The 26,862-nt window shown below is 37.5% G+C and carries 23 protein-coding genes, 1 other RNA gene and 1 other annotated feature; of the genes, 5 read left to right on the top strand and 19 right to left on the bottom strand.

Going from position 1 to position 26,862, the window contains the following annotated elements:
• Positions 1-100: 100 nt before the first annotated feature.
• On the top strand, positions 101-1,402 hold the full coding sequence (locus CKJ95_RS04265; RefSeq protein WP_373604827.1) for a replication-associated recombination protein A: 1,302 nt from the start codon (positions 101-103) through the stop codon (positions 1,400-1,402).
• Positions 1,403-1,428: 26 nt separating this feature from the next.
• On the opposite strand, the gene CKJ95_RS04260 is transcribed toward CKJ95_RS04265, so the two are convergent.
• Positions 1,429-2,379: an ABC transporter permease gene (locus CKJ95_RS04260; protein ID WP_099352156.1), complete on the bottom strand. Its 951-nt coding sequence runs from the start codon at positions 2,377-2,379 to the stop codon at positions 1,429-1,431.
• Positions 2,372-3,292: an ABC transporter ATP-binding protein gene (locus CKJ95_RS04255; protein WP_099352155.1), complete on the bottom strand. Its 921-nt coding sequence runs from the start codon at positions 3,290-3,292 to the stop codon at positions 2,372-2,374. The genes CKJ95_RS04260 and CKJ95_RS04255 overlap by 8 nt, the downstream gene beginning before the upstream one ends.
• A 281-nt stretch (positions 3,293-3,573) precedes the next feature.
• On the opposite strand from CKJ95_RS04255, the gene CKJ95_RS04250 reads away from it, so the two are divergent.
• On the top strand, positions 3,574-4,257 hold the full coding sequence (locus CKJ95_RS04250) for an RsfA family transcriptional regulator (RefSeq protein ID WP_099352154.1): 684 nt from the start codon (positions 3,574-3,576) through the stop codon (positions 4,255-4,257).
• A gap of 30 nt (positions 4,258-4,287) precedes the next feature.
• Here the strand turns inward: CKJ95_RS04250 and CKJ95_RS04245 are convergent, their stop codons facing one another.
• The 5 genes from CKJ95_RS04245 to CKJ95_RS23285 form a co-directional block, all read right to left on the bottom strand.
• On the bottom strand, positions 4,288-5,052 hold the full coding sequence (locus CKJ95_RS04245) for a tRNA threonylcarbamoyladenosine dehydratase (protein WP_099352153.1): 765 nt from the start codon (positions 5,050-5,052) through the stop codon (positions 4,288-4,290).
• A gap of 187 nt (positions 5,053-5,239) precedes the next feature.
• A non-coding RNA gene (gene ssrS, locus CKJ95_RS04240) (6S RNA) lies at positions 5,240-5,432 on the bottom strand.
• Between the two features lie 281 nt (positions 5,433-5,713).
• The gene (aspS, locus tag CKJ95_RS04235; protein ID WP_099352152.1) at positions 5,714-7,483 is read right to left on the bottom strand and encodes an aspartate--tRNA ligase; all 1,770 of its coding nucleotides are present in this window, start codon (positions 7,481-7,483) and stop codon (positions 5,714-5,716) included.
• Positions 7,484-7,494: 11 nt separating this feature from the next.
• Entirely contained in the window at positions 7,495-8,763 is a 1,269-nt protein-coding gene (gene hisS / locus CKJ95_RS04230; RefSeq protein ID WP_099352151.1) for a histidine--tRNA ligase, read from the bottom strand.
• A 91-nt stretch (positions 8,764-8,854) separates the two neighbouring features.
• Positions 8,855-9,117 (bottom strand) — a binding site (T-box leader).
• A 103-nt stretch (positions 9,118-9,220) separates the two neighbouring features.
• A complete protein-coding gene (locus CKJ95_RS23285; RefSeq protein WP_010678249.1) occupies positions 9,221-9,397 on the bottom strand; it encodes a hypothetical protein in 177 nt (58 codons plus the stop codon).
• A gap of 135 nt (positions 9,398-9,532) precedes the next feature.
• Here CKJ95_RS23285 and CKJ95_RS04225 point away from each other — a divergent pair, with 135 nt between their 5' ends.
• Entirely contained in the window at positions 9,533-11,314 is a 1,782-nt protein-coding gene (locus CKJ95_RS04225; protein ID WP_180271403.1) for an SH3 domain-containing protein, read from the top strand.
• A gap of 47 nt (positions 11,315-11,361) precedes the next feature.
• On the opposite strand, the gene dtd is transcribed toward CKJ95_RS04225, so the two are convergent.
• The 7 genes from dtd to CKJ95_RS04190 all read right to left on the bottom strand — a co-directional run bounded on the left by dtd (position 11,362) and on the right by CKJ95_RS04190 (position 20,897).
• Complete coding sequence (gene dtd / locus CKJ95_RS04220; RefSeq protein WP_099352149.1) at positions 11,362-11,802, bottom strand: D-aminoacyl-tRNA deacylase; 441 nt, start codon at positions 11,800-11,802, stop codon at positions 11,362-11,364.
• A 13-nt stretch (positions 11,803-11,815) separates the two neighbouring features.
• Positions 11,816-14,005 (bottom strand): RelA/SpoT family protein, encoded by a 2,190-nt coding sequence (locus CKJ95_RS04215; protein ID WP_099352148.1) that lies wholly within the window; start codon positions 14,003-14,005, stop codon positions 11,816-11,818.
• A gap of 227 nt (positions 14,006-14,232) precedes the next feature.
• Positions 14,233-14,745, bottom strand: coding sequence for an adenine phosphoribosyltransferase (locus tag CKJ95_RS04210; RefSeq protein WP_099352147.1), 513 nt, complete (start codon positions 14,743-14,745; stop codon positions 14,233-14,235).
• A complete protein-coding gene (gene recJ, locus CKJ95_RS04205) occupies positions 14,745-17,099 on the bottom strand; it encodes a single-stranded-DNA-specific exonuclease RecJ (protein ID WP_099352146.1) in 2,355 nt (784 codons plus the stop codon). Before recJ ends, CKJ95_RS04210 begins: the two co-directional genes overlap by 1 nt.
• Positions 17,100-17,185: 86 nt before the next feature.
• The gene (locus CKJ95_RS04200) at positions 17,186-18,082 is read right to left on the bottom strand and encodes a cation diffusion facilitator family transporter (protein ID WP_099352145.1); all 897 of its coding nucleotides are present in this window, start codon (positions 18,080-18,082) and stop codon (positions 17,186-17,188) included.
• A gap of 136 nt (positions 18,083-18,218) precedes the next feature.
• A complete protein-coding gene (gene secDF, locus CKJ95_RS04195) occupies positions 18,219-20,465 on the bottom strand; it encodes a protein translocase subunit SecDF (protein ID WP_099352144.1) in 2,247 nt (748 codons plus the stop codon).
• 150 nt (positions 20,466-20,615) lie between these two features.
• On the bottom strand, positions 20,616-20,897 hold the full coding sequence (locus tag CKJ95_RS04190; protein ID WP_180271417.1) for a post-transcriptional regulator: 282 nt from the start codon (positions 20,895-20,897) through the stop codon (positions 20,616-20,618).
• Positions 20,898-21,034: 137 nt separating this feature from the next.
• On the opposite strand from CKJ95_RS04190, the gene spoVB reads away from it, so the two are divergent.
• The gene (gene spoVB / locus CKJ95_RS04185; protein WP_099352142.1) at positions 21,035-22,597 is read left to right on the top strand and encodes a stage V sporulation protein B; all 1,563 of its coding nucleotides are present in this window, start codon (positions 21,035-21,037) and stop codon (positions 22,595-22,597) included.
• A 29-nt stretch (positions 22,598-22,626) separates the two neighbouring features.
• On the opposite strand, the gene CKJ95_RS04180 is transcribed toward spoVB, so the two are convergent.
• Entirely contained in the window at positions 22,627-23,292 is a 666-nt protein-coding gene (locus CKJ95_RS04180; protein ID WP_099352141.1) for a DUF421 domain-containing protein, read from the bottom strand.
• A gap of 206 nt (positions 23,293-23,498) precedes the next feature.
• Between CKJ95_RS04180 and CKJ95_RS04175 the strand changes: the two genes are divergently transcribed.
• On the top strand, positions 23,499-23,882 hold the full coding sequence (locus CKJ95_RS04175; protein ID WP_099352140.1) for a TIGR04086 family membrane protein: 384 nt from the start codon (positions 23,499-23,501) through the stop codon (positions 23,880-23,882).
• 51 nt (positions 23,883-23,933) lie between these two features.
• Here the strand turns inward: CKJ95_RS04175 and yajC are convergent, their stop codons facing one another.
• The 4 genes from yajC to CKJ95_RS04155 form a co-directional block, all read right to left on the bottom strand.
• Positions 23,934-24,194, bottom strand: a complete 261-nt coding sequence (gene yajC, locus CKJ95_RS04170; RefSeq protein ID WP_099352139.1) for a preprotein translocase subunit YajC — start codon at positions 24,192-24,194, stop codon at positions 23,934-23,936.
• Between the two features lie 44 nt (positions 24,195-24,238).
• Positions 24,239-25,378, bottom strand: coding sequence for a tRNA guanosine(34) transglycosylase Tgt (tgt, locus tag CKJ95_RS04165; RefSeq protein WP_099352138.1), 1,140 nt, complete (start codon positions 25,376-25,378; stop codon positions 24,239-24,241).
• A gap of 68 nt (positions 25,379-25,446) precedes the next feature.
• Positions 25,447-26,472: a tRNA preQ1(34) S-adenosylmethionine ribosyltransferase-isomerase QueA gene (gene queA / locus CKJ95_RS04160; protein WP_099352137.1), complete on the bottom strand. Its 1,026-nt coding sequence runs from the start codon at positions 26,470-26,472 to the stop codon at positions 25,447-25,449.
• A gap of 26 nt (positions 26,473-26,498) precedes the next feature.
• Positions 26,499-26,690 carry a DUF2905 domain-containing protein gene (locus tag CKJ95_RS04155; protein ID WP_099352136.1) on the bottom strand — a complete coding sequence of 64 codons (192 nt, stop codon included), beginning with the start codon at positions 26,688-26,690 and terminating at the stop codon, positions 26,499-26,501.
• Positions 26,691-26,862 lie beyond the last annotated feature (172 nt).

The raw sequence follows: 26,862 nt of genomic DNA, 5'->3' as shown, positions 1-26,862 counted from the left end.
ATTGCATTGTATTTGTATTTTATCGGGTCGAAACGTATGATAAAGTTGATGTATAGATATTAAAATTATTAGGAACTTGTTGGATAAGGGGATGAATCTTTTGCTTTTTGAATCACTTATCGAAGCACCTTTATCGTACCGAATGCGCCCCAAGCATATTGAAGAAATTCTTGGGCAAAAGCATATTATTGGTAAGGATACAGCTTTATATAAAATGATTATGAATGGACATGTTCCTTCCATCTTACTTTATGGGGAACCTGGAATTGGAAAAACTTCCATTGCAACTGCGATTGCAGGTACGGTTGATATGCCCTTTATCTCAATTAATGCAACAACGGCTGGGAAAAAGGATATAGAGGATGCAGTTTCAACTGCAAAAGCGGAAGGTAAATTAATTCTTTTCATTGATGAAGTCCATCGTTTTAACAAAGCGCAGCAAGATTATTTACTTCCACATGTTGAAAGAGGCTTGATATCATTAATCGGGGCAACAACTGAAAACCCGTTCCATGATGTCAACCCTGCGATTCGGAGCAGGTGTGGGCAGATTAAAGAACTTCGACCATTAACAAAAGAAAATATTAAAGAATTAATACTGCGTGCATTAGCTGATTCAGAACGTGGACTTGGCGATTTTCAAATTTCGATTTCAGAAGAAGCAATTGATCTCATTTCATCATCCACAAAAGGAGATGCACGTTCTGCGATGAATGTGTTAGAGGATGTTGTCATGGCCTCAAGAGCTAGAGACAGTGAAGAGGTTGAAGTTGACATAGAGCTTGTTAAGGAATGTGTAGAAAACAAGGGGTTTTCTCATGATAAAGATGGGGATCTACACTATTCATTGCTCTCTTGCCTTCAAAAAAGTATTCGGGGTAGTGATGTAAATGCGGCTTTACATTATTTAGCTAGACTAATTGAAGGTGGAGATTTAGTTTCTATATGCAGACGTCTTACCGTAATTGCCTACGAAGATATTTCAATTGCTGCACCTGAGGTTGGGGCTCATACGGTTGCTGCATGCCAGGCTGTAGAACGATTAGGACTGCCTGAGGCACGTATTCCACTAGCAAATGTCGTGATTGAACAGTGTTTATCACCCAAAACAAATAGTGCTTATAAATCGCTAGATAAGGCGATTGAAGATATTCGAAAGGGAAATATCGGAGAGATTCCAGATCACCTAAGGGATGCCCATTACAGCGGTGCAAAAGAATTAGGTCATGGAATTGGTTATAAATATCCACATGACTATCCTAATGGATGGGTTAAGCAGCAATACTTACCAGACCTATTAAAGAACAGAAAATACTTTAAGCCAAAACAAAATGGACAAGAAAAATATTTTGCTAAAGTATATGATCGGCTTGAGCAATTACAAAAAGAGGGGGAGAAATAGACTAGACTATTTCTTCCCCTTTTTTATTAAGCAGCAACGTCACGTTTCGTAAAGACAAACCACGTTAGTGCATTAAATACGACAAAATAAATAATTAACATGATCACTGAAAATGTCATCGTCATTCCTTCGACTATAACATATCCGGTTAGATATTGAGATAGATCTGTATTTGCAAATAGGATATATTTTGCCCAATCAAACTTTGTGGCCAAAAGGGCTGTTACATTTACGCCTGCAAACATTAAAAAGATTGCTAAACCAATTGCTAGACCACTATTTCTAAAAATAGTAGAAATCATAAATGCAAATGTTGACATCATGATTAAATTAATTGATTTTAATCCAAAGATCCCGAGAATATGTGAAACCATATGAACTTCATGTACTGCCCCATCTCTATATACGAGGTGTGGCGTGGAGCCTCCGATACCAAAGAAGATACTTCCTACTAAAAATGAAACTGCAAATAGTAAGACTAAAGAAAATAACGCAAACAAAATGGTAGCTAAATATTTTGACAGAAGAATCTTTGCTCTTGATACAGGTCGTATTAATAATAATTTAATGGTTCCCCATGTAAATTCAGAGGCAACACTACTAGCACCAACAACTATGGTAAACAATGTAATTAATGAAACAATTTCTGCAGCAACCGTCATAAAATTCCATGTAGACCTAGTTTCCATTGGAGCAATATCATGTTCGAGTCGATATTCATTAATCGCTAATTCTCTTTCTGAAATATCCTTAACCATATCAGGTAAGTCTTCATTCGCTAAATCTGTCTTATACACTTCATTCTGTTGTTGTAAGTTTTGCTTCCATTGTTCATCAACAGAATCTGAAGCTGTGGAATTCATTACAACTCCCACGACTAAGGCTACAGCTATCAGTATTACAAGCATAGTCCAAGTAGAAATGCGACGGTAAATTTTCATATTTTCATTTTGTATCAGTTTCACGATATTAGCCAATTCTGCTACCTCCTGTTACTTCTAAGAATCGGTCCTCTAATGATTTGGAAAGCTGTGTGATTCCAAACACCTGAATCTCATTTTTTACAAGACTAGCATTAATTTGCGGAATCATCTCATGTTCAATGTAGAGTTCTATACCCTTTTCGGTTTGAATCACTTCAAGGGCTGGGTATTCAGCTGATAGAATGGATCGTGTTTTTTCTACATCAGCCACTTGAAAATGAACTCTAATGCTTGTTTCTTCGTTCATAAATTCAGTGACTTTTTGTACACCCACTAATCTACCATCTTGTATGATTCCAATTCGATCACACATCATTTCCATTTCAGAGAGCAAGTGACTGGAAACAATTACGGCTAATCCTTCTTCCCTAGCAAGCTTTCGAATATAATCACGAACTTCACGAATTCCAGCAGGATCTAATCCATTTGTCGGTTCGTCTAAAATCAAAATCGAAGGACTGTGCAATAATGCTTGAGCAATACCTAAGCGCTGCCGCATCCCTAAGGAATAGGTTTTAACCTTCTCATTAATTCTTTTTTCAAGGCCAACAAGCTTTGTTACCTCAAGAATTCTTTCTTTTGATACACCGTTTACCATCCGTGCATAGTGAACCAGATTTTGATATCCCGTCAAAAACTTATACATTTCCGGGTTTTCAACAATACCGCCAATATGTCTTACAGCTTCTTCAAAATTCTTCGCAACATTTGTTCCTTTTATCACGACTTCACCATCAGTGATGGACATAAGCCCTACAAGCATTCGAATCGTAGTCGTTTTACCAGCACCGTTTGGCCCTAAAAAGCCGAACACTTCACCTGGATAAACATCAAAGGAAATTCCTTTAATGATTTCTTTTTTACCAATTGTCTTTTTTACATTTTTCAATTGTAAAACTGGTTGCACATTTTTTCCCCCTATCAGTTTGTGAGATTCACTCGTAGAATCTCGTTCGCCGTTTTCCGGATTATGCGACAATACTACTTACGTATTATAGATGAAAAAGTTCCCATTTTTTTAGGTTATGAGAGAAATTAACAATACTTTTACATTTTGATACAGTCCCTGTACTGCTAATGTTGTATTTTCTTTTTTGATAAAACTACTAATGTATAAAACAAATATAACGTGGTCATGCTAGATATAAAGAAAAAGTCTATTATTTTAAGTAATTGGGAGTTGGTTATATGAAAGTAAGACAAGACGCATGGTCACATGAAGATGATTTATTATTAGCTGAAACAGTATTACGCTACATTCGTGAGGGCGGAACTCAATTGGCTGCTTTTGACGAAGTAGGCGATAAATTAAACCGTACTTCAGCGGCATGTGGGTTTAGATGGAATGCGGAAGTCCGTAATAATTATGAACAAGCAATTGCTATTGCGAAAAAGCAGCGTAAAGAAAGAAAACGAGCATTAGAAAGAATGAACAAAGATAAAGGAACAACTCAAGAAAAAACAGTGAGTCAGGATTCATTTGTAGAAGAAACACCTGTACCTGTTTATATCGAAGAGGTTTCTGCAGAATTAATCCCTTCAACTAAATCAATCACAAATTCAATCACGCTTGAAGATTGTATTTCATTCTTATCTTCATTACGTCATAATGATCTTCTTTCGAATCAGTTGGAGATGGAAAATAATCGTTTGCGTCGTGAAAATGAATCATTGAAGCAACAAACTAAAGAGCTTGAGAAGAGACTTGATAAGTTATCTGACCAACAGACTATCATTCAAGAAGACTACCAAGCACTTGTACAAATTATGGACCGTGCAAGACGCTTAGTGATGTTTGAAGATACAGAGGACCGTAACTCCCCAACATTTCGAATGGATAAAAACGGGAATCTTGAGCAATTAGCAAAATAAAAATAACGTGGCCAACGAGGCCACGTTTTTTTATGAGTCCTTAACTCTAGTTATTTTGATGTCCTTTAGCAATTCACGAACAACATAGCTTGCCATTATTAGTCCACAAGCGGATGGTACAAACGCATTTGAGGATGGAGGCATTTTTGCTTTACGGATTTTAGCATTCTCATCGGTGATTTCCTTACGAACATCTTCACGGATAACGATTGGGCTTTCATCTGAGAACACAACAGGAATCCCTTTACGAATTCCTTCTTTTCTTAATTTTGTACGAATTACCTTTGCAATTGGATCGGTATGAGTTTTTGAAATATCTGCAATCATAAAACGAGTTGGATCCATCTTATTTGCTGCACCCATGCTTGAGATGATAGGAATATTACGTTGCAAACATTCCTTCATAAGATGAATTTTATACATAATCGTATCTGAGGCATCAACCACAAAGTCCAGGTTATAGCTAAAAAATTCTTCGTAAGTTTCTTCTGTATAAAACATTTTAAGAGCGATTACTTCACATTCAGGATTAATATCTGCGATACGCTCCTTCATTACGTCTACCTTTGACTGACCAATTGTAGAAAGTAATGCAGGTAACTGACGGTTAATATTTGTGATATCCACATTGTCCTTATCAACGAGGATTAAACGTCCAACACCAGAGCGTGCTAGCGCCTCTACTGAGAAAGAACCAACGCCACCCACTCCAAGGACAGCTACTGTACTGTTTTTAAGGATATCAACCCCGCGCTTGCCTACTGCTAGTTCATTTCGTGAAAATTGGTGTAACATATCTTCAACTCCATTGGGTATCAAATTCAATGTCATATTTTTTTATTTTTACCAGAACTAGAATATAACATACTTTCGACACATTTCAAGTATTTCTATGTGAATTTATGTATTTTAAACATAAAAACATAAAAAACCCCTGTTTACACAATGTAAACAGGGGTTTGTTCTTGTATAAGGTATCCTTAGAAGTCCCAATCGTGCCGTCGATGCCTTAGTTTTGAACCCGCTCACCGCAGGTGGGCACCCTGTTTCGACTTTTGTAAGTCCTCTTTTCAAGTAAAGATGAGGCATTTACGCAAGTACGAAAACTCCGGGCTCCCGTATAATCTATTGTTCGGTCAAAACAATAGGTTATACGACAAACACATCAGGACTTCTAACTTTAAAGGATGTTCAAAAAGTGCGGTGAATATGACGCATCGAATTTCCGCGTTGCCTTGCTTCTCCGGTCCTCACGTATTAACTGCATACGCTCCGGTCCTCAAAGCTGCGTCGCCTTGAAATTTCGACGCACAGGACGTGCTAGTGTCGACAATGCCACAGGACGTGGCGTTTTTGTCGACGCGGTCCTCTTCATCCTCCTTTTGAACTTTATTCATGTCAACATATTAACACACCAATTTCGTCTTTACAAGTTGACCAAAAAGGGTTTTGTTCGCTATTTTCGAACATTTAACGACAAATACAAGTCATTTAATTGCGCTTTGCTAACTTCACCAGGAGCGTCTGTTAAAAGATCACTTGCACTTGCAGTTTTAGGGAATGCAATGGTATCACGTAAGTTTGTTCTACCTGCTAGAAGCATGACTAGTCGGTCTAAACCTAGTGCAATACCACCATGTGGTGGTGTACCATATTCAAATGCTTCTAAAAGGAATCCGAACTGTTCTCTTGCTTCCTCATCTGTAAATCCTAAAACATTGAACATTTTTTCTTGGATATCACGTTCGAAAATACGGAGTGAACCTCCACCTAATTCATAACCATTTAATACAAGGTCATATGCCTGTGCCTTGACTTCCCATGGCTTGCTTTCTAGAAGCTCAATATCCTCTCTAGCTGGCATCGTAAATGGATGATGAGCTGCGTAATAGCGACCATCTTCCTCATCAAATTCTAAAAGTGGCCAGTCAGTTACCCAAAGGAAATTAAACTTAGATGCATCGATTAAATCAAGCTCTTTCCCAAGTTTTAAGCGTAGTGCTCCAAGTGCATCAGCAACTACATTTGGTTTATCTGCTACAAAGAATAGCAAGTCTCCCGCTGTAGCCTCTAAAACAGCTCTTAATGCTTTTTGCTCTTCTGCATCAAAGAACTTTGCGATTGGACCTTTTAACTCATCTTCTTCAACCTTTAACCATGCAAGCCCTTTTGCACCGTAACGATTTACATATTCAGTAAGGCCGTCAATGTCTTTACGAGTATATTTATCCGCAGCACCTTTTGCATTGATTGCTTTTACTTGTCCACCAGTCGCTACTGCATTGCTGAACACTTTAAATCCGCTATCCTTTACAACTTCAGAAAGATTAATTAATTCCATTTCAAAGCGCGTATCAGGTTTGTCTGAGCCGTATCGGTTCATTGCATCTTCATACGTTAATCGAGGCAATGGAAGTTCGATGTCCATTCCTTTTACGTCCTTCATTAATTTCTTCATCATTTGCTCTGTCATAGCAATGATATCCTCTTGACTCATGAAGGACGTTTCAATATCGATTTGTGTAAATTCTGGCTGTCTGTCTGCACGTAAGTCTTCATCTCTAAAACAACGTGCAATTTGGTAATAACGATCAAATCCACCCACCATCAATAGTTGTTTAAAAATTTGTGGTGATTGTGGAAGTGCGTAAAACTCACCTGGGTGGACACGGCTTGGTACAAGATAATCACGGGCACCCTCTGGTGTACTCTTTGTTAAAATAGGTGTTTCGATATCTAAGAATCCCTCGCCATCTAGATACTCACGAATGGATTTTGTAACATTGTGACGCATTTGGAACGTTTCAAACATAGCAGGTCTACGAAGATCCAAATAACGATATTTCAAACGTAAATCTTCTGAAACCTCTGTACGATCTTCAATCATAAATGGAGGTGTTTTTGCTTCATTTATGATATTGATTTCAGAAACCTTGATTTCGATTTTTCCAGTCGTAATATTGTTGTTTACTGTTGCTTCATCACGAGCTACAACAATACCTTCTACACTTAGTACATATTCACTTCTTACCGTTTCAGCAATTTCTAATGCTTCCTTAGATTCTTCAGGATTGAATACAATTTGAACAATTCCGCTTCTGTCTCTTAGGTCGATAAAAATAAGTCCACCTAGGTCTCTGCGTCTTTGAACCCAGCCCTTTAGTGTTACTTTTTCGCCAATTGCTTGTTCGGTTATTTCACCACAATAATACGTTCTTCCAGACATGTTTCCCACTCCTAATGACTTTTTTCAAGTATATATGATATAAATTGCTCAAGTTGGACTTCTTCTTGATGACCAGACTCCATGTTTTTCACATTAATAACTTTTCTTTCTAATTCTTCATCGCCTAAAATGGCGACAAATTTGGCTTGTAATCTGTCAGCTGCTTTGAATTGGCCTTTTACTTTTTTATTTAAATAGTCCTTTTCTGCAACTAATCCAGCTTTTCTAAGTTCATTAACGAGGAACACAGATTTAGCTGATGCTGCCTCTCCGATTGCAGCAACATAGCAATCAATTCTCTCTTCAACTGGTAGTTCAATACCTTCTGCATTCAGAGCGGCTAAAAGTCTTTCAATACTTAATGCAAAGCCGATACCTGGCGTTTCAGGTCCACCAAGGCTTTCAACTAAACCATTGTAGCGTCCTCCACCACAAAGAGTCGTAATGGCTCCAAAGCCCTCTGCATCACTCATAATCTCAAATGCAGTGTGATTATAGTAATCCAAACCTCTTACAAGTCCAGAATCAACTTCGAAATCAATGTCTAAATCTGTTAGGTAAGACTTTACCTTATTGAAATATTCTCTTGATTCGTCATTTAAATATTCCAAAATCGATGGTGCCGTGTGCATTAATTCATGGTCCCTGTCCTTTTTACAATCTAGGATACGCATTGGATTTTTCTCAAGCCTAGATTTACAGTCTGAGCAAAACTCTTCAATTCTAGGTGAAAAATGTGCGATTAGGGCATCGCGGTGTGCGCTTCTACTAGATTTATCACCAAGGCTATTAATGACAAGCTTTAGCTTTTTCAATCCAAGTGATTTGTAGATTTCCATTGCAAGTGCGATGACTTCTGCATCAATGCTTGGATCATTGCTTCCTAATGCTTCAACACCAAATTGGACAAACTGACGGAAACGGCCTGCTTGTGGTCGCTCATATCGGAACATAGGGCCGCAGTAGTAAAGCTTGGTTGGCTGTGATGGGTTACCATACATTTTGTTTTCTACATATGAGCGAACAACAGCTGCAGTGCCTTCAGGTCGAAGGGTTAGACTTCGTTCTCCACGATCTTCAAAGGTGTACATTTCTTTTGTTACGATGTCGGTGGTTTCACCTACACTTCGTAAGAAAAGTTCCGTATGTTCAAATATTGGTGTCCTTATTTCCTTATAATTAAATCTTTTGCATATATCTCGAGCCATCTCCTCGATATATTGCCATTTTTCCACATTACCTGGAAGGATGTCTTGCGTTCCTCTAGGGATATTAACCATTTATTTACTCCTCCTTACTCAAAGAAAAGATATGTATTTACACATCTGGGATAACAAACAAAACAAAAAAGCTCCCATCCCTACAATTTCTTGTAGGGACGAGAGCTTGTAGTTCCCGTGGTGCCACCCTAGTTAAAACTTCGATTAACTCAACAATAGTTGGTCTTTTAGAAGTTTTCACTCGATCAGTTAACGCCTGAAACGTTCAACTCCTAGTAGAGCAAATTGCTTTTTCAGAGAGAAACCTAAGAGGTGTTCGTTCAATAAGTCATCATGTAGGAATGCTTGCAGCCTATGACATTCCCTCTCTATTCATGTGTAGTCCTATTTACTTTTCCCCATCACTGGTTCATATTATCATATTTTTTGTAGAATTTTATATTATCATACGTATGAACTCGGTTCATGTCAAGTTTATGCTTCGATTTTTTTATTTTTTTAGAACAAAAAGGTTATTTTAGGAACGATGTAATTGCTTTTTTAAGTTCCGTACGTCTTTAACTGAAACACCAAATTCACTAGCTAATTCCACATAGGTTGATGATTGTTCCTTCTGAATAAAATCGTGGAAATCAACCCCGAATAGATTTCCTCCTGTATTTTGAACATTGTTACTTTTTTCGCTAAATCTCATCCTTTTCGCCCCTTTTTCGTGGTAAGATATTACGTATCATTCCCTTTTTTAAGAATTTATTTCTTTTAAACAGGAATTTTTTTATTTTTAGCGAATCTTTATAAAGCTATGCTTTTTACTCAAGGAGGCTTTTACGTGTTACACAAGATTTTTAAAATAGGACTAGCATTCCTACTCGCGATTATTTTTTCAGTTACAACTAACCCTGGAAATCTTACAAAAGCTGAACAAATCGCAATTATTGACACCACTGTACTAAACGTGAGAGATGGCCCCGGACTCTCCTACTCAAGAACGGCACAGGTCAAACAAGGAGAGAAATTCACAATTATCGAAAGAAAAAATGATTGGGTTAAGCTACAGCTTTCTGCTGGAAAAACAGGATGGGTTGCTTCTTGGCTTATTAAAGAAACACAGACTAATTCTACCCAAACCGGTACTTCGTCCACCGTTGTTTCAACTGTAGATGGACTTAGATTTCGCAGCGGTCCAGGAACAAGCTTCCAAGTAATCGGGTCGTTAAACAAGGGAAATGAAGCTGGGTTTATTGAAGCAAATGATAATTGGTCAAAAATTTCGTATAAAGGACATATTGGCTGGGTTTCCTCACAATTTTTAACAACGAAGCAAACATCTGGTCCTACAAATTCAACACCAAATTCGAGTTCAGGTACATCTAAGAAAACAGCAACTGTTACAGCTTCAATCTTAAATGTACGCGATAAACCCAATTTGCAAGGAAGAATTGTAGGGAAGTTAAAACAAAATGCTACTGTTACGATTACAAATGAAAGAGAAAGCTGGTTAGAAATTAAATTCGGCAGCAGCTCTGCTTGGATACATAGAGATTTTGTAGCAGGCATTTCTTCAACAGAAGAAAAACCATCTCAGCCTGCTGCACCACCACAAAGTCCAACAAATCAAGGAAAAATCGGCAAAGTTACAGCTTCTAGCTTAAATGTACGAGATAGTGGCTCCCTTTCCGGGAGAGTTATTGGCAGTTTGAAGCAGGGGAATAGAGTCACTATTCAAGAAGAAGTAAATAATTGGAGCCATATTACGTTGCCAAATGGTAGTAAAGGATGGGTTGCTAGTTGGTATCTTGACGTTCAGATGGATACACCAAGTGAAACCCCAAACAACGCGAAATCAACTGTAAAAATCCTTTATAACGGAACAAACATTCGTTCTGGATCGTCTACTTCAACTTCAGTGGTTGCGCGTGCGAATGAAGGCGATTCGTTCGCAATGGTAGCAAAGGAAGGTGACTGGTATAAAATCAACCTTCCGGGGAATAAAATTGGATATGTTGCAGGTTGGCTTGTTTCTGTTAGTGGAACAGTCCAAATTGTAGAACGACCTGGTGTTAATCAATATTTAAAGGGAAAAACCATTGTGATTGATCCTGGTCATGGCGGGAATGATAGTGGAGCTATTGGAGTAAGTGGTACATATGAGAAAACTCTAAATTTGCGTACAGCAAGAATGGTCTTTGATAAATTAAGTGCATCAGGTGCAAATGTAGTTCTGACACGCAATAGCGACAATTATGTCAGTCTTCGATCAAGAGTGAGTATTTCACATTATCGAAGTGCCGATGCTTTTGTCAGTATCCATTATGATAGCATTTTTGACCGAAATGTTCGTGGAGTTACATCCTATTATTATAAAAACATTGATGTTGGACTCGCTTCTAACATTCAAGCAGAGATAGTCAAGAATACAGGTTTTAAAAACAGAGAGCATCGCCTAGGTAATTATCAAGTTTTACGTGAAAACCGTAACCCTTCTGTTCTATTAGAATTAGGATTTCTTAGTAATCCGACTGAAGAATATACGGTTAATACGAATACGTTCCAAGAAAATGTTTCAAACGGAGTCTATTATGGACTTGCTCAATATTTTAAGGCAAAATAACATTCTAACAAAAATGCCTCAAAAGCAAATCGCTTTTGAGGCATTAATTATTTACTCTCAATAATTAAAGTGACAGGCCCAACATTTGTAAATTGAACATCCATCATTGCTCCAAATGAACCTGTTTCAACATGTACACCTTTTTCGCGGATTTCAGCATTAAAAAGATCATACATTTTTTCCGCAAATTCGGGTTTAGCAGCGTCCATAAAGTTTGGTCGCCTTCCTTTTCGGCAATCCCCGTATAACGTAAATTGAGATACTGAAAGAATATCTCCTTTAACATCAAGCAGTGATTGATTCATTTTCCCTTCATCATCTTCAAAAATACGAAGGTTCACAATCTTGTCTGCTACATATTTAATATCTTCCAAGGTATCGGAATGTGTGATTCCGACTAAAAGCATTAAACCATTTTTGATGGCTCCGACTTCTTCATTTTGAACAATAACACGTGCGCCTTTTGCACGTTGTACAACAACTTTCATGACAACTTATCTCCTAACTCATAACACGTCGAACTGAATAAATATCACGAATTTGCTTAATCCGTTCTACAACTTTATGAAGATGACTTACATTTTGTATGGATATAGACATATTTATTGTAGCTACTTTATTTCGGTCGGATCTTCCAGAAACAGATGAGATATTCGTCTTTGTTTCATTTACAGCTTGAAGAACCTCATTTAATAATCCACGACGATCAAATCCATTTATCTCAATTTCAACATTAAATTCTTTACGATCATTTAGATTACTTTCCCATTCAACCTCAATGAGTCGTTGTTGCGCATCCTCGGTATGAACATTCTGGCAGTCTGCGCGATGTACGGATACACCTCTGCCTTTTGTTATGAATCCAACAATTTCATCCCCTGGTACTGGATTACAGCATTTTGACAGGCGGATTAGTAAATTATCAATTCCCTGAACCTGTACGCCCGAATCACGTCTTTTCGAACGAGATGATACTTGTTTGACCTCTGATACCGTTTCAATAACTTGTTCTAGGTCGCGCTGCTTTCTAAGTTTATCAGTCAAACGATTTGCAATTTGGGCTGCCGTAATGCCATTATACCCAATCGCTGCATACATATCATCTTCATTTGAAAAATTAAATTTCTCAGCAACTCTTTTAATATTATCAGGGGTTAAAATATCCTTCACTTCAAATTCAAGATTGCGAATTTCTTTTTCAACAAGCTCTTTCCCTTTTTCAATATTTTCTTCACGGCGCTGCTTTTTGAAGAACTGACGAATTTTATTTTTCGCTTGGGATGTTTGGGCGAGCTTAATCCAGTCCTGGCTTGGCCCATAGGAATGCTTTGAAGTTAGTATCTCAATGATGTCCCCTGTCTTCAATTGATAATCCAAGGTCACCATTTTTCCATTTATTTTGGCACCGATCGTTTTATTACCAATTTCCGAGTGAATGCGATATGCAAAATCAATTGGAACAGAACCAGTTGGTAATTCTATAACATCGCCTTTTGGTGTAAAGACGAAAACCATGTCAGAAAACAAATCAATCTTTAAGGATTCCATAAATTCTTCGGCATTTGACGCATCATTTTGCCACTCTAAAATTTCACGGAACCATGTTAATTTTTCTTCAAAAGATGATTGTGTATTTACCTGTTTACCCTCTTTATATGCCCAATGCGCTGCAATCCCGAATTCGGCAATTTGGTGCATCTCAACTGTTCGAATTTGGACCTCAAGTGGGTCACCCTTCGGACCAATCACTGTAGTGTGTAAGGATTGATACATATTTGGCTTAGGCATTGCAATATAATCTTTGAATCTTCCTGGCATTGGCTTCCAACAAGTATGGATGATTCCTAAGACTGCATAACAATCTTTAATGCTATTTACGACGATTCGAACTGCAAGTAGATCATAAATTTCATTAAATTGTTTATTTTGAAGAACCATTTTCCGATAAATGCTATAGATATGTTTTGGTCGACCAGAAATATCAGCTTTGATCGAAACCTCATCAACATGCTCTTTTACATCATTGATGACTTCCTCAAGATACTCCTCACGTTCCGCTCGTTTCTTTTTCATCAGGTTGACAATCCGGTAGTATTGCTGTGGATTTAAATATCGTAAGGCTGTATCTTCAAGCTCCCATTTAATTTTAGATATCCCAAGTCGATGTGCTAATGGAGCAAAAATTTCAAGCGTCTCATTGGAAATTCTACGCTGTTTTTCTGGTGGGAGATGCTTTAAAGTACGCATGTTGTGCAAACGGTCTGCTAGCTTGATTAAAATAACACGAATGTCCTGAGCCATTGCAACAAACATTTTACGATGATTTTCAGCCTGTTGTTCTTCCTGAGATTTGTATTTAATTTTTCCTAACTTTGTGACTCCATCGACAAGCATTGCAACTTCTGGAGTAAATGCATCACTAATTTCTTGAAGCGTTACATTCGTGTCTTCCACTACATCATGTAGAAAACCACCCGCAATTGTTGAAGGATCCATCTCAAGATCAACTAAAATACCAGCGACTTGTACGGGGTGGATGATGTACGGTTCACCAGATTTGCGAAACTGCTCCCGATGAGCTAACTCTGCAAATTTATAAGCTCGTTCAATAAACTCGAGATCCTTATTATTCAAATATTTTTTTGCCTTTTCTATCACTTGCTCAGGAGTTAAGACCTGTTCGTTTGCCATGGATTTTATCACCTTTTTATAAATTAAAGATTCAAGATATCCTCTTGAATCATTTTTAGAATATAGAATTAAAAAGATTATTGTTTCTATTATCTTGAAAATCTTGAAAGATGTAAAGGGAAATAACATAAATATCGCCTATTAAGTCTAAAAATTCTTTACCTAAGGGATATAGAAAGGAATCTATTAAAAAAAGCACTCAAAACTGAGCGCTTCTCATCTATACCTTAATACTGCATAAGTGTTAATACATCATAACCATCAAGCTTGTCACGACCATCTAGGTAAGTGAGTTCGATAAGGAAAGCAATTCCTGCAACAATACCACCAAGCTGTTCCACAAGATTAATTGTTGCTTCAATTGTTCCACCAGTAGCTAGTAAGTCATCTGTGATTAATACACGTTGACCCGGTTTAATTGCATCTTTATGGATTGTTAAAACATCTTTCCCGTACTCAAGACCATAATCCACTTTAATTACATCTCTTGGTAGTTTTCCTTCTTTTCTAACAGGAGCAAATCCTACACCATGTGAGTATGCGACTGGACAACCAATAATGAAGCCACGAGCCTCTGGTCCAACAACAAGGTCAATTTTTTTTTCCCTAGCATATTTCACGATCTGGTCTGTAGCATATTTATACGCTTCACCATCATTCATTAAAGGAGTAATATCCTTAAATTTAATGCCTGGCTTTGGATAATCGTCCACAATTTCAATATACTTTTTTAAATCCATTACTTAATTGCCTCCTCAAGCGAATGCGAACCTTTATTTATTGCATCAAACCATTGCTTTAATTGTTGATATGATGAATACAATAATTGCTTTTCCAATTCAATTCGTTTTGTTTTTAATTGGTATGTTCTCGATTCAGTCAAATCCCTTTTCTTAGCTTGATTTGATAATGAAATAAATCCATTGTCTATTTTAACAAAATCTAATTCAAAAAACACCTGTGACATAAAATCAATTGTTTCCGTCGACCATCCTCTATATTTTGCTAACTCATGAGCATAGCGATTCATATCAAACGGACCTTTTTTTGCCAGAAATGCATAAAACCATTTAAAATGCTCCCGAGTCGGGATTGTGCTGAAAAAATGATCCTGCTCATGAAAAAATAATGTGTAAATCCGATTCGGAAAACCAGTATCAAATAGTACTTTAATCATTTCATCTTCTTCTGGCAAGTCAAGAAGAACAACATTCTTTGATTCAAACTGTAGCTCTGTTGCCTCTTCAATCGATGAAATTACCATTACGTCGTGATTAGATAGACGAAGTTTTTGAACAGTTTCCTGATCAAATGAAACTAATTGGAGTTTATCATCTTTGATTTTTTCTAGGTAGGATAAAAAATCACGCATTCCGCGAATATCAAATAATTGCCACTCATGAACAGCTATATCCTGTAACATGATCTGTGGCTTTCTATTATTATTCCATTCATTAATAGATAATTCTCCTATAACGGAAACCTTCGATAAAGGTGAAATTCCGTCAACAGTATGTCCTAACCCAAAGCCAACTCCATCTAGAGCTATTTGGTCTTCCTGAAGGACAATTTTCAAATGACTTTGATCAGAGCCAATTCTTCGAAGCGAATTGATTTCAACATCATTGATTTGCACCTTGGGTTTTGGGTTTCCCATTCCAAATGGTGCTAATTTGTTCAACTCTAGAATTGTTTCGATCGAAACATCCTGTATACTGCAAACAGCATCTACAGTTGTGATAGGTTGAAAGTCTTCTGGCGTTAAGACCTCATTTGCAATTGTATTAAGACGATTTCTTAAGTCTGCCACATCTTCCACTTTTAGTGTCATTCCGGCTGCCATTGGATGTCCACCAAAATGCGGTAAAATATCACGACATGTTGATAGACTTTCATACAGATTAAAGCCTTCAATACTTCTTGCGGAGCCTTTTGCAAGACCTTTATCTGAATCAATGCTTAAGACAATTGTTGGCCGATAGAAGCGGTCAACTAATCTAGAAGCAACAATTCCAATCACCCCAGGGTTCCAACCTTCCCTTGCAATGACTAATACTGAATTTGAAGATGGTGGAAAATTTTCCTCTACCTCTTGAATGGCTTCTTGAGTCATTTGATTGACTAATTGTTGCCTTTCTTTGTTCAGTTCATCGATTTCATCGGCAATATACGCTGCTTCTTCTATATCATTTGTCAATAATAAATCAACTGCAGGATCAGCAGATTGCAATCGACCTACTGCATTTATTCGCGGACCGATTGCAAATCCAACTGTTTCTTCAGATATATCATTGGATTCGATCTTCGCTTTTTTTAATAATGCTCTTAAACCTGGCCGCTTGGTATTTTGTAACGCCCTTATTCCCTTTTTTGCAAGGAGTCGATTTTCCCCTGTTAAAGGAACTAAATCGGCAATTGTTCCAATAACGGCTACATCTAATAGATCTGTAGGGACTTCCCCACGTAAAGCATGAGCTACTTTAAAAGCAACCCCAACTCCTGCCAATTCCTTAAACGGATACTGGCTATCCGGCTTTCTCGGATGGATAATCGCTGTTGCAACGGGTAACTCAGGACCAACCTCGTGGTGATCCGTAATGATTAAGTCAATGCCTAATTCTTTTGCAACCTTTGCTTCATGAAGCGCAGAAATACCTGTATCTACAGTAATAATAAGTGAGATTCCTTCCGATTTTGCCCAACGAAAAGCTGTTTCATTTGGGCCATAACCTTCGGTGAATCGATTTGGAATATAAAATTCAACATTTGCACCTTTTTCTTTTAAAGCAGTAACCATTACGGTCGTACTGCTCACACCGTCCGCATCATAATCACCAAAAACTAAAATCTGTTCCTCATTTTTAATGGCCGTATTAATTCGGTCAATGGCCGTATCCATTTGGTCCAGTAAAAATGGATCGTGGAACTCAAGTAAATCTGGTTCTAAAAATTCACGTGCTTCTTGGACAGTTGTAAGTCCTCTATTCACTAGTAGGGATGCTACTAGAGGTGTAACTTGCAGTTCTTTTACTAGTAGATTTGCGTTTGTCTGGTTGTAATCATTTACTTTCCAACGAGTCTTAGATTGTAACAAAAGTTTCACCCCTTAACCATACTATTATATCGAAGCTTTGGGCGTGTTACAACGATTGACATTTTTTATATAATAGGTTCTAATTTTCAGTCATCATCGGAGTATGGATTGATATGGATAAAAACGTTATGTACTTCTGCATATTCCATCAGTTTTGCTTTTACCATTTTCCCAACCTTATGTCCATCTTCAACAGTCATGTAGGGATCGACAGAAATTTTCAAATCTACAATAACATAATGCCCATGCTCACGGGCATGAAGTTCCGTAATTTTTTTAACTTCCGGAACGGACAGAACCAATTCTCTAAATTCAGTTGTATCTTCATCATGTAACACATGATCTAATGTATTATGTATGGCTTCCGTTCCAAATTCCCAGGCCATTTTGACAATTAAAACAGCAACAACTAATCCCGCAACCGGGTCTCCATAAACAAGCCAATCAATTCCCAAATAGCCACCCAGAATAGCCCCAACTATACCCACAAGCGTAGCAATGGAAGCAAAGACATCAGAACGGTCATCATATGCATTAATTATTAGTGCATCACTCTTAATTTTTTTTCCGAGATGATATTTATATCGAAACATGATTTCTTTAATGATGATGGAGAATAAAACAGCATAAATAGCCATCGTCTTTGGAACAGCGATAGGCTTAAAAAATGCCTCAATTGATGCTTTTCCGATTTCAAATCCGACGAGCGCTAGTAATACAGCAACAATGATGGCAGAAACAGACTCAGCTTTACCATGACCATATGGATGATCTTCATCTGGTGGTCTTTTGGCTGCGCGAACTCCAACGAAAACGGCGACAGACCCTGCCACATCTGAAGCCGAATGGACCGCATCTGCAATAAGCGCGCGACTATTGGATTGTACCCCAATCACCCATTTTATAATAGCTAGAATGATATTCCCCACAACACCGATAATAATGGCTTTTTCTGCTTGTTTAAAACGATCGTTCTCCTTCAAAAATCCTCATCCTCCCCATGTAAGTTTGAGAACAAAAATGCGCTTTTGTCTTTTGCGCATACGCATGCTTTTTAGTGTATCCAAATTTAAAGAGAAAATAAAAAGTCGTGAAAAATCACGACTTTTTACTGTTATATTATACCTGTGGTTCTGTTTCTGTCTGTGCTGGACGCTTTTTAGTAATTTGCTTCGTCTTCCATACTAACCATAGCTGTGCTGCAATGAAGATAGATGAATACATACCAGCAACTAAACCAATTGTTAAGGCGAAAGAGAAATTAGTAATAGCTTGTCCACCTAATAATAATAATGCAACACTTGTGAAGATAACGGTTATAGCAGTATTAACGGAACGCCCTAATGTTTGTCTTAATCCATTGTTTACTATACTTGCAAGATCTTCATATGTTTTAACACGCTTTTTCTTCTTATAAAGTTCACGAATTCTATCGAACGTAACAATTGTATCATTAATAGAGTAACCAATAATGGTTAATATAGCAGCGATAAATGTTACATCTACTTCAAGACGTGTGATACTAAAGATAACAATCATAAAGAGAGCATCGTGGAATAGCGCAACAATTGCAGCAAGCCCCATTAACCACTCAAAGCGGAATGCAACATAGATAATAATACCAGCCATCGCAATTAAGCTTGCTATAAAGGCGTTTCTAGCCAATTCTTTTCCAACTGTTGGAGAGACTGTACTAACGTTAGGATCTGCCCCGTACAGGCCATGGAAATGAGCTTTTACTTCGTTTACTTTATCCTTAGATAGCTCATCAGCAAAACGTGCAACGCCAATGTCATTATTATCTCCTGATATCACGATTTCCTTGGCCTCTAGATCAAGCTTACTAAGTTCATCTGTGAATTCCTCTTGAGAAATTGGATGGTCAGCAAGCACCTCCATACGGGTACCAGCAACAAAATCAATACCAAGATTAAGCCTGAAGATTACCAATATTGCTATTCCTACGATAACCATTATACCAGATGCCATAAAGAATTTATTTTTATGTTTCGCAAAATCGAAACGATCAAATCGAGTTGGGTAACTTCCTTCCTCATCGGCATCAGCTAAGTTTCGAATGTCGCTTTGTTTAACACCAAACCAGCTAGGTTTCTTATTTAAAAATTTGCTATTTACCCAAAGTCCAAGTAATAATCTGCTTCCATATACAGCCGTTACAAAACTTAGCAAGATACTTACGATTAACATGGTTGCAAAGCCTTTTACAGCACTTGTCCCAAAAATAAATAGAACAACACCAGCTAAAAGAGTAGTAATATTTGCATCAAATATTGTTAGGAAGGAGTTTTTACTTCCTGTACGATACGCAGATAAAATTGACTTTCCTGACTTAATTTCTTCCTTAATTCTCTCATAGGTAATTATATTTGCATCCACGGCCATACCTACTCCAAGGATTAAGGCTGCAATACCAGGTAGAGTAAGTACCGCATTCATCCAATCAAATACTAGTAGGTTTAAATAAACAAAGATACTTAATGTAATAGCAGCTATAAGGCCAGGGAAACGATAAAAAACAAGCATGAATAATAGCACTAAGAAAATACCAATTGCCCCTGCAAAAACGGTTTTCTCTAAAGCTTGCTCACCAAATTTTGCTCCAACGGATGTTGAATAAATTTCTTCCAAATCAACAGGAAGTGCCCCTGCATTTAACAAAGAAGCAAGTTCTTTAGCCGATTCAACTGTAAAGCTGCCTCCTTCTATTGAAACCGTCTTTCTGTTGAATACTTCATTAACAGATGCCGCAGAAAGGTACTTTGGATTTGGCTTCTTACTTTCAGCCTCAAAAGAATCCACACCTTCTTCAAAGTCTAACCAAATAACCATCAAATTGTTCGGAGCTTGGTCAAGTACATTCTGTGTAGCATTTTTTAAATCATCTGAATTTTTAACTGTTAGAGAAACGGCTGGTTTACCCATTTGGTCGAATGCCTGACTAGCGCCATTTTGCGCCAATTGAGAGCCGTCAAGTAATACGTTGTCATTAACATCCCTGAAGGTTAGCTTTGCTTGTGTTGAAAGCATTTCACGAACTTTTTGCTGGTCTTCTACACCGGCTAATTGCACTCGGATTCTATCCTTACCTTCAATTTGAATATTTGGCTCATTAACACCAAGTACGTCTACACGATTTGTTAACGCATTTACTGTACTTACTAAAGCTTCTCTATCAATTACGTCGCCTTCTTTAGCTGGTTTTACCTCATAAAGGATTTCAAAACCACCTTGAAGATCGAGTCCTAATTTAATATTTTTTGCGGTATCTGTACCAGTTACTCCGATTAAGGCACCAAAGAGAAGTACCAATACAAAAAACACCACGATGCGGCCTTTTTTAACCATAAGTATGTATATCCTCCTTTATCTTGCTTAAAAAACATAGTCTGTCCTTTAAGCCCTCCATCACAATTATGAAACAACGCGATTTTGATGTCAATTACAGCTTTTGTGAATGTTAATGCCACATCTAAAAATGATTTATGGTTCTACGACTTATAGTAATTTTTCCAAAGCCTGTTTTCCTTCACCTTCAAACCAATTCGGTGCTTTAAAAGCTTCTACCGTTGCATAGTTCATATAATCTCCAACTTTTACTCCGAGAATATCACTGACAATTTGGTGCAACTGCTTTTCTTCTTTTTCTTTTCTCCATGTTTTTTTTTTCATAAACTCCCACAGTTCTTCCTCTTTAACGCTGTCGTATCCGTACAGTCCGAATTCTTCCAGCTTGCTCTTTAAAAATGGACGAACTGTTTCACGATACTTGTCATACATGTGACTCTCTGATTGACTCACTCATCATCTCTCCCATTTTTCAACTAACTTACGATACTTGTCATGCTTGGCCACCTACTAAGCATATAGTTAATTGTAAATGATATCACCTTTTTTGAGAAGGTAGGGAAATTGAATTGTCAAAGCAAACATTCCTTAAAGGTACGTTAATTTTAATTATTGCAGGTCTCATTACAAGAATATTGGGATTTATTAATAGAATTGTTGTCGCGCGTCTTATTGGTGAAGAGGGTGTGGGGCTCTATATGATGGCAATCCCTACATTTGTCCTCACCATCACATTAACCCAGATGGGACTTCCAGTTGCAATATCGAAATTAGTAGCAGAAGCAGAGGCACAGGGTGATAAGAGAAAAATCAAAAAAATCTTGGTTGTTTCCCTATCCATTACTGGGACATTAAGTATTATCTTTACACCTATGATGATCTTTCTTGCACCATTATTATCGGAGACGCTTCTTACGGATGCAAGAACGTATTATCCTTTATTAGCGATATCACCGATTGTCCCTATTGTGGCGATTTCATCTGTTCTCCGTGGCTATTTCCAAGGTCGTCAAAATATGAAGCCACCTGCCTATTCACAGGTAATTGAACAAGTCGTCAGAATTACCTTAGTGTATGTGTTTACGAAGGCCTTTTTACCGATGGGGATTGAATACGCTGCAGCAGGTGCAATGCTTTCGGCCGTTGTGGGAGAATTAATGTCACTCATTTATTTATTCTTTATGTTCAAACTAAAAAAACGGATTCGCATCCGTCAGAACTTTTTTAAATCAGCTAAACACGGAAAAGAAACATTCAATGATTTGACACGAATTGCGGTTCCAACATTAGGCAGTAGAATGATTGGGTCGATTTCTTGGTTTTTTGAACCGATTGTCGTTGCCCAAAGTTTAGCAATTGCCGGTGTCGTTACTCATCTCGCGACAAGACAATACGGGGAGTTAACAGGCTTTGCATTACCGCTACTTATGCTTCCATCGTTTATTACGACTTCACTTTCAACAGCACTTGTGCCTTCTATAAGTGAAGCAGCAGCAAAAAAGCAAACATTATTAATTGAATATCGCCTCAAACAGGCGTTACGATTATCTCTTGTTTCTGGTGGGTTAGCAATTGTTGTTTTATATGTGTTTGCTTCCCCAGTAATGGAGCTGATGTATGGGAATAGTAATTCAGCTATTTATATAAAAGTAATGGCTCCGTTTTTTATCTTTTATTACTTCCAAGGTCCTCTTCAAGCTACCTTGCAGGCTCTTGATTTAGCCAAAGCCGCAATGATCAATAGCTTTATCGGAAATTTTATAAAAACGGGCGCGATTTTTATCCTTGCAACGAGACCTTCCCTTGGGATTATGGGAGCAGCTCTTGCTATTGTCATTGGAATGATGCTTGTCACTTTGCTACATTTTTCAACGATTGTAAAAGTGATCTCTTATAGTTTTTATGTTAAGGATTATATAAAGAGTGGTATAACCATGGTTCTATCAGGCATAGGGGGGCATTACTTTTATCAATTCTGCTTAACCGATGGTTCCCTTGCTATAAGAACACTTGCAGCGATTGGTGTTACATCATTGATTTATGTTGTTCTATTATTTGTTTTTAAGCTTTTGACAAAAGAGGAAGTAAAGAGGATTCCTTTTATTGGACCAAAGCTAGCAACACTTTTGTAATTACTAAACCAAAAGGTAACCGACCACGGTTACCTTTTTTCATCCATTATATCTACATGTAGTTTTCCGTGATGATAATTACAGATAGAAATTTTTTTAATATCACTATAACCTAACTTCTTCAACTCAGACCGGAGCCAAAATTCTGTCTTATTAATTTGTTTTAAATGCTCCACTTGTATGTCCCCATCAAGAACGACTGGTAAATCAATTGTATAATCTGAGAAATCGGAAGGTTGATCCTTACTTTTTTCTAACACGGACAATTCTCCTGATGATTCAAGTATAGCAAATTCCACATCAGCTAAATTTTTTATGTTTTTTTCACGAAGTTGCATCATAAGATCATCATGATTATAACGCTGCTGCCTCATGGCATGTTCATCAACTTTACCCCTATTCACAATCACTGTTGGACGTCCATCGATAAGTTCTCTAAGTTTTTTACTTTTTAACGATAGTAGGGCTAGTAAGTATTGGATCCCCATCAGCAAAACCATCGGTATGAGCGAATGGAGAATTGGGTCTTTTGTACTCTCGATACCGATAACGGCCATCTCTGCAATCATCATAAAAACTACTAAATCGATAAGACTAAGTTCACCAATTTCTCGTTTACCCATTAACCGAAAAATCGTTAACAGGATAATATAAAGAAAAATAGTCCTCCCCACAAGGATGAGGTATTCTTCCAACGAAAGCCCCCCTCTCTAATGGAATCTAATAAAAGAAACACATACTGCAACTTAGTGTGTACAAATTCTCTTAAAACATAATTCGAATTTTTTCCTTTGGTTTTACTGGACAAGAAAAGTTTGTACTTTTTATTCTAATTCATTGTGGTAGTGAATATGCTCGTACTAAGGGTTATCCGTATATATTTGAGGGGGAGAGAATCGATATGAGGAAAATGGGAGTTGCAATGGTTTATGGTGTAGTAGCAATTTTTTTAATTGTTATTGTATCTAGTTTACTTATCTCACTATTACTTCGATTTACTTCACTTCAGGAATCTTCAATGTCCTGGGTGATTTTAGGGGCTTCCTTCCTTGCTCTTTTCATCGGTGGTTTTGTGTCAGGTGGAAAAGGAAAGGAAAAAGGTTGGCTAATTGGTGGAGGCACAGGTATTTTATATTCTATTATTGTATTTATTGTTCAATTTTTAGGATATGATGCTACATTCACAACGGAGCAAACTATGTATCATGTTGGGTTTTTAGCAGCTGCTGTAATTGGTGGAATTTTCGGGGTGAATATGACAACTCCATCAAGAAGAGATGCTTAATAGAAAAAAACAAAAAAAGAGCGCCCGAGACGCTCTTTTTTTTATGAAAAATTAGTCCTTGATGACATCACGTACTGCTTGTCTGTCATATGTAAGATTTGCATTTCCAGATTTAATAATAATCTTGTTTTCGTCGATTGCATCAACTGTTCCGTGTAAACCGCCTACAGTTACAACTTTATCCCCTTTTTGAAGGTTAGATTGCATGTTAAGAGTAGCTTTTTGACGCTTTTGTTGTGGACGAATTAACAAGAAATAGAAAATCGCAAACATTAGAATCAACGGACCAACTGTTCCTAAAATACCTTCCATTCATTTCACCTCCCGACTCTATCTTTTTTTCATTTTTTCTTTAGTTAGAAGTTTTTCGCGTTCGGCTTATTGAAACCATATCGCTCAAAAAATTCTTCGCGGAAGTCTCCAAGACGATCTTCACGGATCGCTTGACGGACTTGCTCCATTAATTTTAACAGAAAATGAAGATTATGATAAGTAGTAAGTCTTATTCCGAATGTTTCACTTGTTTTTATTAAGTGTCTAATATAGGCACGGCTATAATTTTTGCATGTATAGCAATCACAATTTTCGTCCAACGGTCCAAAATCACGTGCATACTCCGCGTTTTTAACTACTAATCTTCCTTCGCTTGTCATAAGCGTTCCATTTCGAGCAATTCTAGTAGGTAGTACACAGTCAAACATATCAATGCCACGTATCGCTCCATCAATCAAGGAATCCGGTGAACCAACACCCATTAAATATCTAGGCTTATTTGTTGGTAAGAGTGGTGTTGTAAACTCGAGTACTCGGTTCATTACGTCTTTTGGCTCACCAACAGATAAGCCACCTACAGCATAGCCCGGGAAGTCTAGAGATACTAAATCTTTTGCACTTAGTTTACGAAGTTCCTCGTATTCTCCTCCCTGAACAATGCCAAATAGTCCCTGGTCTTGTGGACGAGAATGTGCCTGTATGCATCTTTCAGCCCAACGACTAGTACGTTCAACAGATTTCTTCATATATTCAAAGCTAGCTGGATATGGTGGACACTCATCAAATGCCATCATAATATCTGAGCCAAGTGCATTTTGTATCTCCATTGCCTTTTCTGGAGACAAAAATAGCTTATCTCCATTTAAATGATTACGGAAATGAACTCCTTCTTCCTTAATTTCTCTAAATTCACTTAAACTAAATACCTGGAATCCTCCTGAATCAGTAAGAATAGCTCGATCCCAGTTCATGAATTTATGCAGGCCACCTGCTTCTTTGATGATTTCATGGCCTGGTCTTAACCAAAGATGATAGGTATTGCTTAAAATAATACCAGCACCCATCTCCTTAAGGTCTTCTGGTGACATTGTCTTTACGGTTGCAAGTGTTCCCACTGGCATGAATGCAGGTGTTTCAAAAGAACCGTGCGGGGTATGTACAATTCCTAGTCTCGCACCTGTTTGCTTACAGGTCTTAATATGTTCGTATCTTATTGCTGTCACTTATATGTCTCCTTTATCGTGGGTGAATATATAACTCACCATCCGAAATATCTAATTTGCAATGTGTCTTATTTAATTAGCATGGCGTCCCCAAAGCTAAAGAATCGGTACCGTTCTTTTACTGCTTCGTTATACGCATGGAGGATATTCTCACGTCCAGCCAGTGCACTAACAAGCATGATCAATGTTGATTTTGGAAGATGGAAGTTTGTTATAAGACCATCTATTGCCTCATATTGATATCCAGGGTATATAAATATATTCGTCCAACCGCTAGATTCTACGAATTTGCCATTATTTTTCACAATCGTTTCAAGGGTTCTAGTTGAGGTAGTTCCTACAGAAATAATTTTCCCACCATTTGCTTTTACCCCATTTAGTAAATTAGCAGTTTCCTCTGTCATTTGATAAAATTCAGAATGCATATCATGATCTTCAATTGTGTCTGCACTTACGGGACGAAATGTTCCTAACCCAACATGCAAGGTAATAAAGGCTGTATGTACTCCCTGGTCACGGATTTGCTGTAAAAGCTCTTCTGTAAAATGCAGGCCAGCTGTAGGTGCTGCTGCTGAACCACGATGCTTTGCATACACAGTTTGATATCGTTCTTTGTCATCCAATTGCTCATGAATATAAGGGGGCAGTGGCATCTCACCTAAGGCTTCTAAAACCTCATAAAAAATACCTTCATAATGAAAGCTCAACATTCTTCCACCATGATCACCAATTGCCGTACACGTTGCTTTTAATCGTCCGTCACCAAAGGTTAATACAGTACCTTCTTTCACACGTTTTGCAGGCTTAACAAGTGTCTCCCAACTATCACCGTCTTTTTGTTTTAAAAGTAGGACTTCTACTTTTGCACCTGTGTCCTCTTTTACTCCATACAGTCTTGCTGGCAACACGCGTGTATCGTTTAGGACTAGGCAATCTCCTTTATTTAGATAGGATAGGATTGAACGAAAATGAGTATGGGTGATTGCCCCTGTCTCTTTGTCTACTACCATTAAGCGCGAAGACTCTCGATCTTCCAACGGAGTTTGTGCGATTAATTCCTCTGGTAACTCAAAATCAAATAAATCTACTTTCATATTTCCACCTAATTTCTACTAACTTTCTAACGAAACTTACCAAATACGTAAAAAATTAATGATAATACAATACTAATTACAATAGATGTAACGATTGGAAAATAAAATGTGGTATTCCCTTTTTTCACGACAATATCCCCAGGTAGTTTTCCTATAAAATGCATAATAAACCCGACTACTAATAGTAGAATTCCCATTATCATTAGCATTTTACCCATTTTAACTTTATTCACTCCTTATAAGGTATTGGAACGAAGGCATCTATTTGTAAGTCAATTTTCGTGTAGGAAAAAACTTAATTGAATAAAGTTAAAAAGCCTCCGGCGGATGCCACGATTTTTCAAAGGTAATTTTTCGAGCGAACTCGAAAAAAATCGGGCGCATATACGC

This window comes from Fredinandcohnia onubensis, assembly GCF_002734285.1.
Classification (GTDB): Bacteria; Bacillota; Bacilli; order Bacillales; family Bacillaceae_L; genus Ferdinandcohnia; species Ferdinandcohnia onubensis_A.
Note: the sequence above shows the minus strand (reverse complement) of the source record. Positions and strands in the feature narration are given on the sequence as shown.

Excerpts from the sequence above, each read along its gene's own strand:
- CKJ95_RS04250 (WP_099352154.1), top strand. The coding sequence starts at position 3,574 with ATGAAAGTAAGACAAGACGCATGGTCACATGAAGATGATTTATTATTA.
- CKJ95_RS04245 (WP_099352153.1), bottom strand. The coding sequence starts at position 5,052 with ATGTTACACCAATTTTCACGAAATGAACTAGCAGTAGGCAAGCGCGGG.
- aspS (WP_099352152.1), bottom strand. The coding sequence starts at position 7,483 with ATGTCTGGAAGAACGTATTATTGTGGTGAAATAACCGAACAAGCAATT.
- hisS (WP_099352151.1), bottom strand. The coding sequence starts at position 8,763 with ATGGTTAATATCCCTAGAGGAACGCAAGACATCCTTCCAGGTAATGTG.
- CKJ95_RS23285 (WP_010678249.1), bottom strand. The coding sequence starts at position 9,397 with ATGAGATTTAGCGAAAAAAGTAACAATGTTCAAAATACAGGAGGAAAT.
- dtd (WP_099352149.1), bottom strand. The coding sequence starts at position 11,802 with ATGAAAGTTGTTGTACAACGTGCAAAAGGCGCACGTGTTATTGTTCAA.
- CKJ95_RS04215 (WP_099352148.1), bottom strand. The coding sequence starts at position 14,005 with ATGGCAAACGAACAGGTCTTAACTCCTGAGCAAGTGATAGAAAAGGCA.
- CKJ95_RS04210 (WP_099352147.1), bottom strand. The coding sequence starts at position 14,745 with ATGGATTTAAAAAAGTATATTGAAATTGTGGACGATTATCCAAAGCCA.
- secDF (WP_099352144.1), bottom strand. The coding sequence starts at position 20,465 with ATGGTTAAAAAAGGCCGCATCGTGGTGTTTTTTGTATTGGTACTTCTC.
- CKJ95_RS04190 (WP_180271417.1), bottom strand. The coding sequence starts at position 20,897 with ATGTATGACAAGTATCGTGAAACAGTTCGTCCATTTTTAAAGAGCAAG.
- CKJ95_RS04175 (WP_099352140.1), top strand. The coding sequence starts at position 23,499 with ATGAGGAAAATGGGAGTTGCAATGGTTTATGGTGTAGTAGCAATTTTT.
- yajC (WP_099352139.1), bottom strand. The coding sequence starts at position 24,194 with ATGGAAGGTATTTTAGGAACAGTTGGTCCGTTGATTCTAATGTTTGCG.
- queA (WP_099352137.1), bottom strand. The coding sequence starts at position 26,472 with ATGAAAGTAGATTTATTTGATTTTGAGTTACCAGAGGAATTAATCGCA.
- CKJ95_RS04155 (WP_099352136.1), bottom strand. The coding sequence starts at position 26,690 with ATGGGTAAAATGCTAATGATAATGGGAATTCTACTATTAGTAGTCGGG.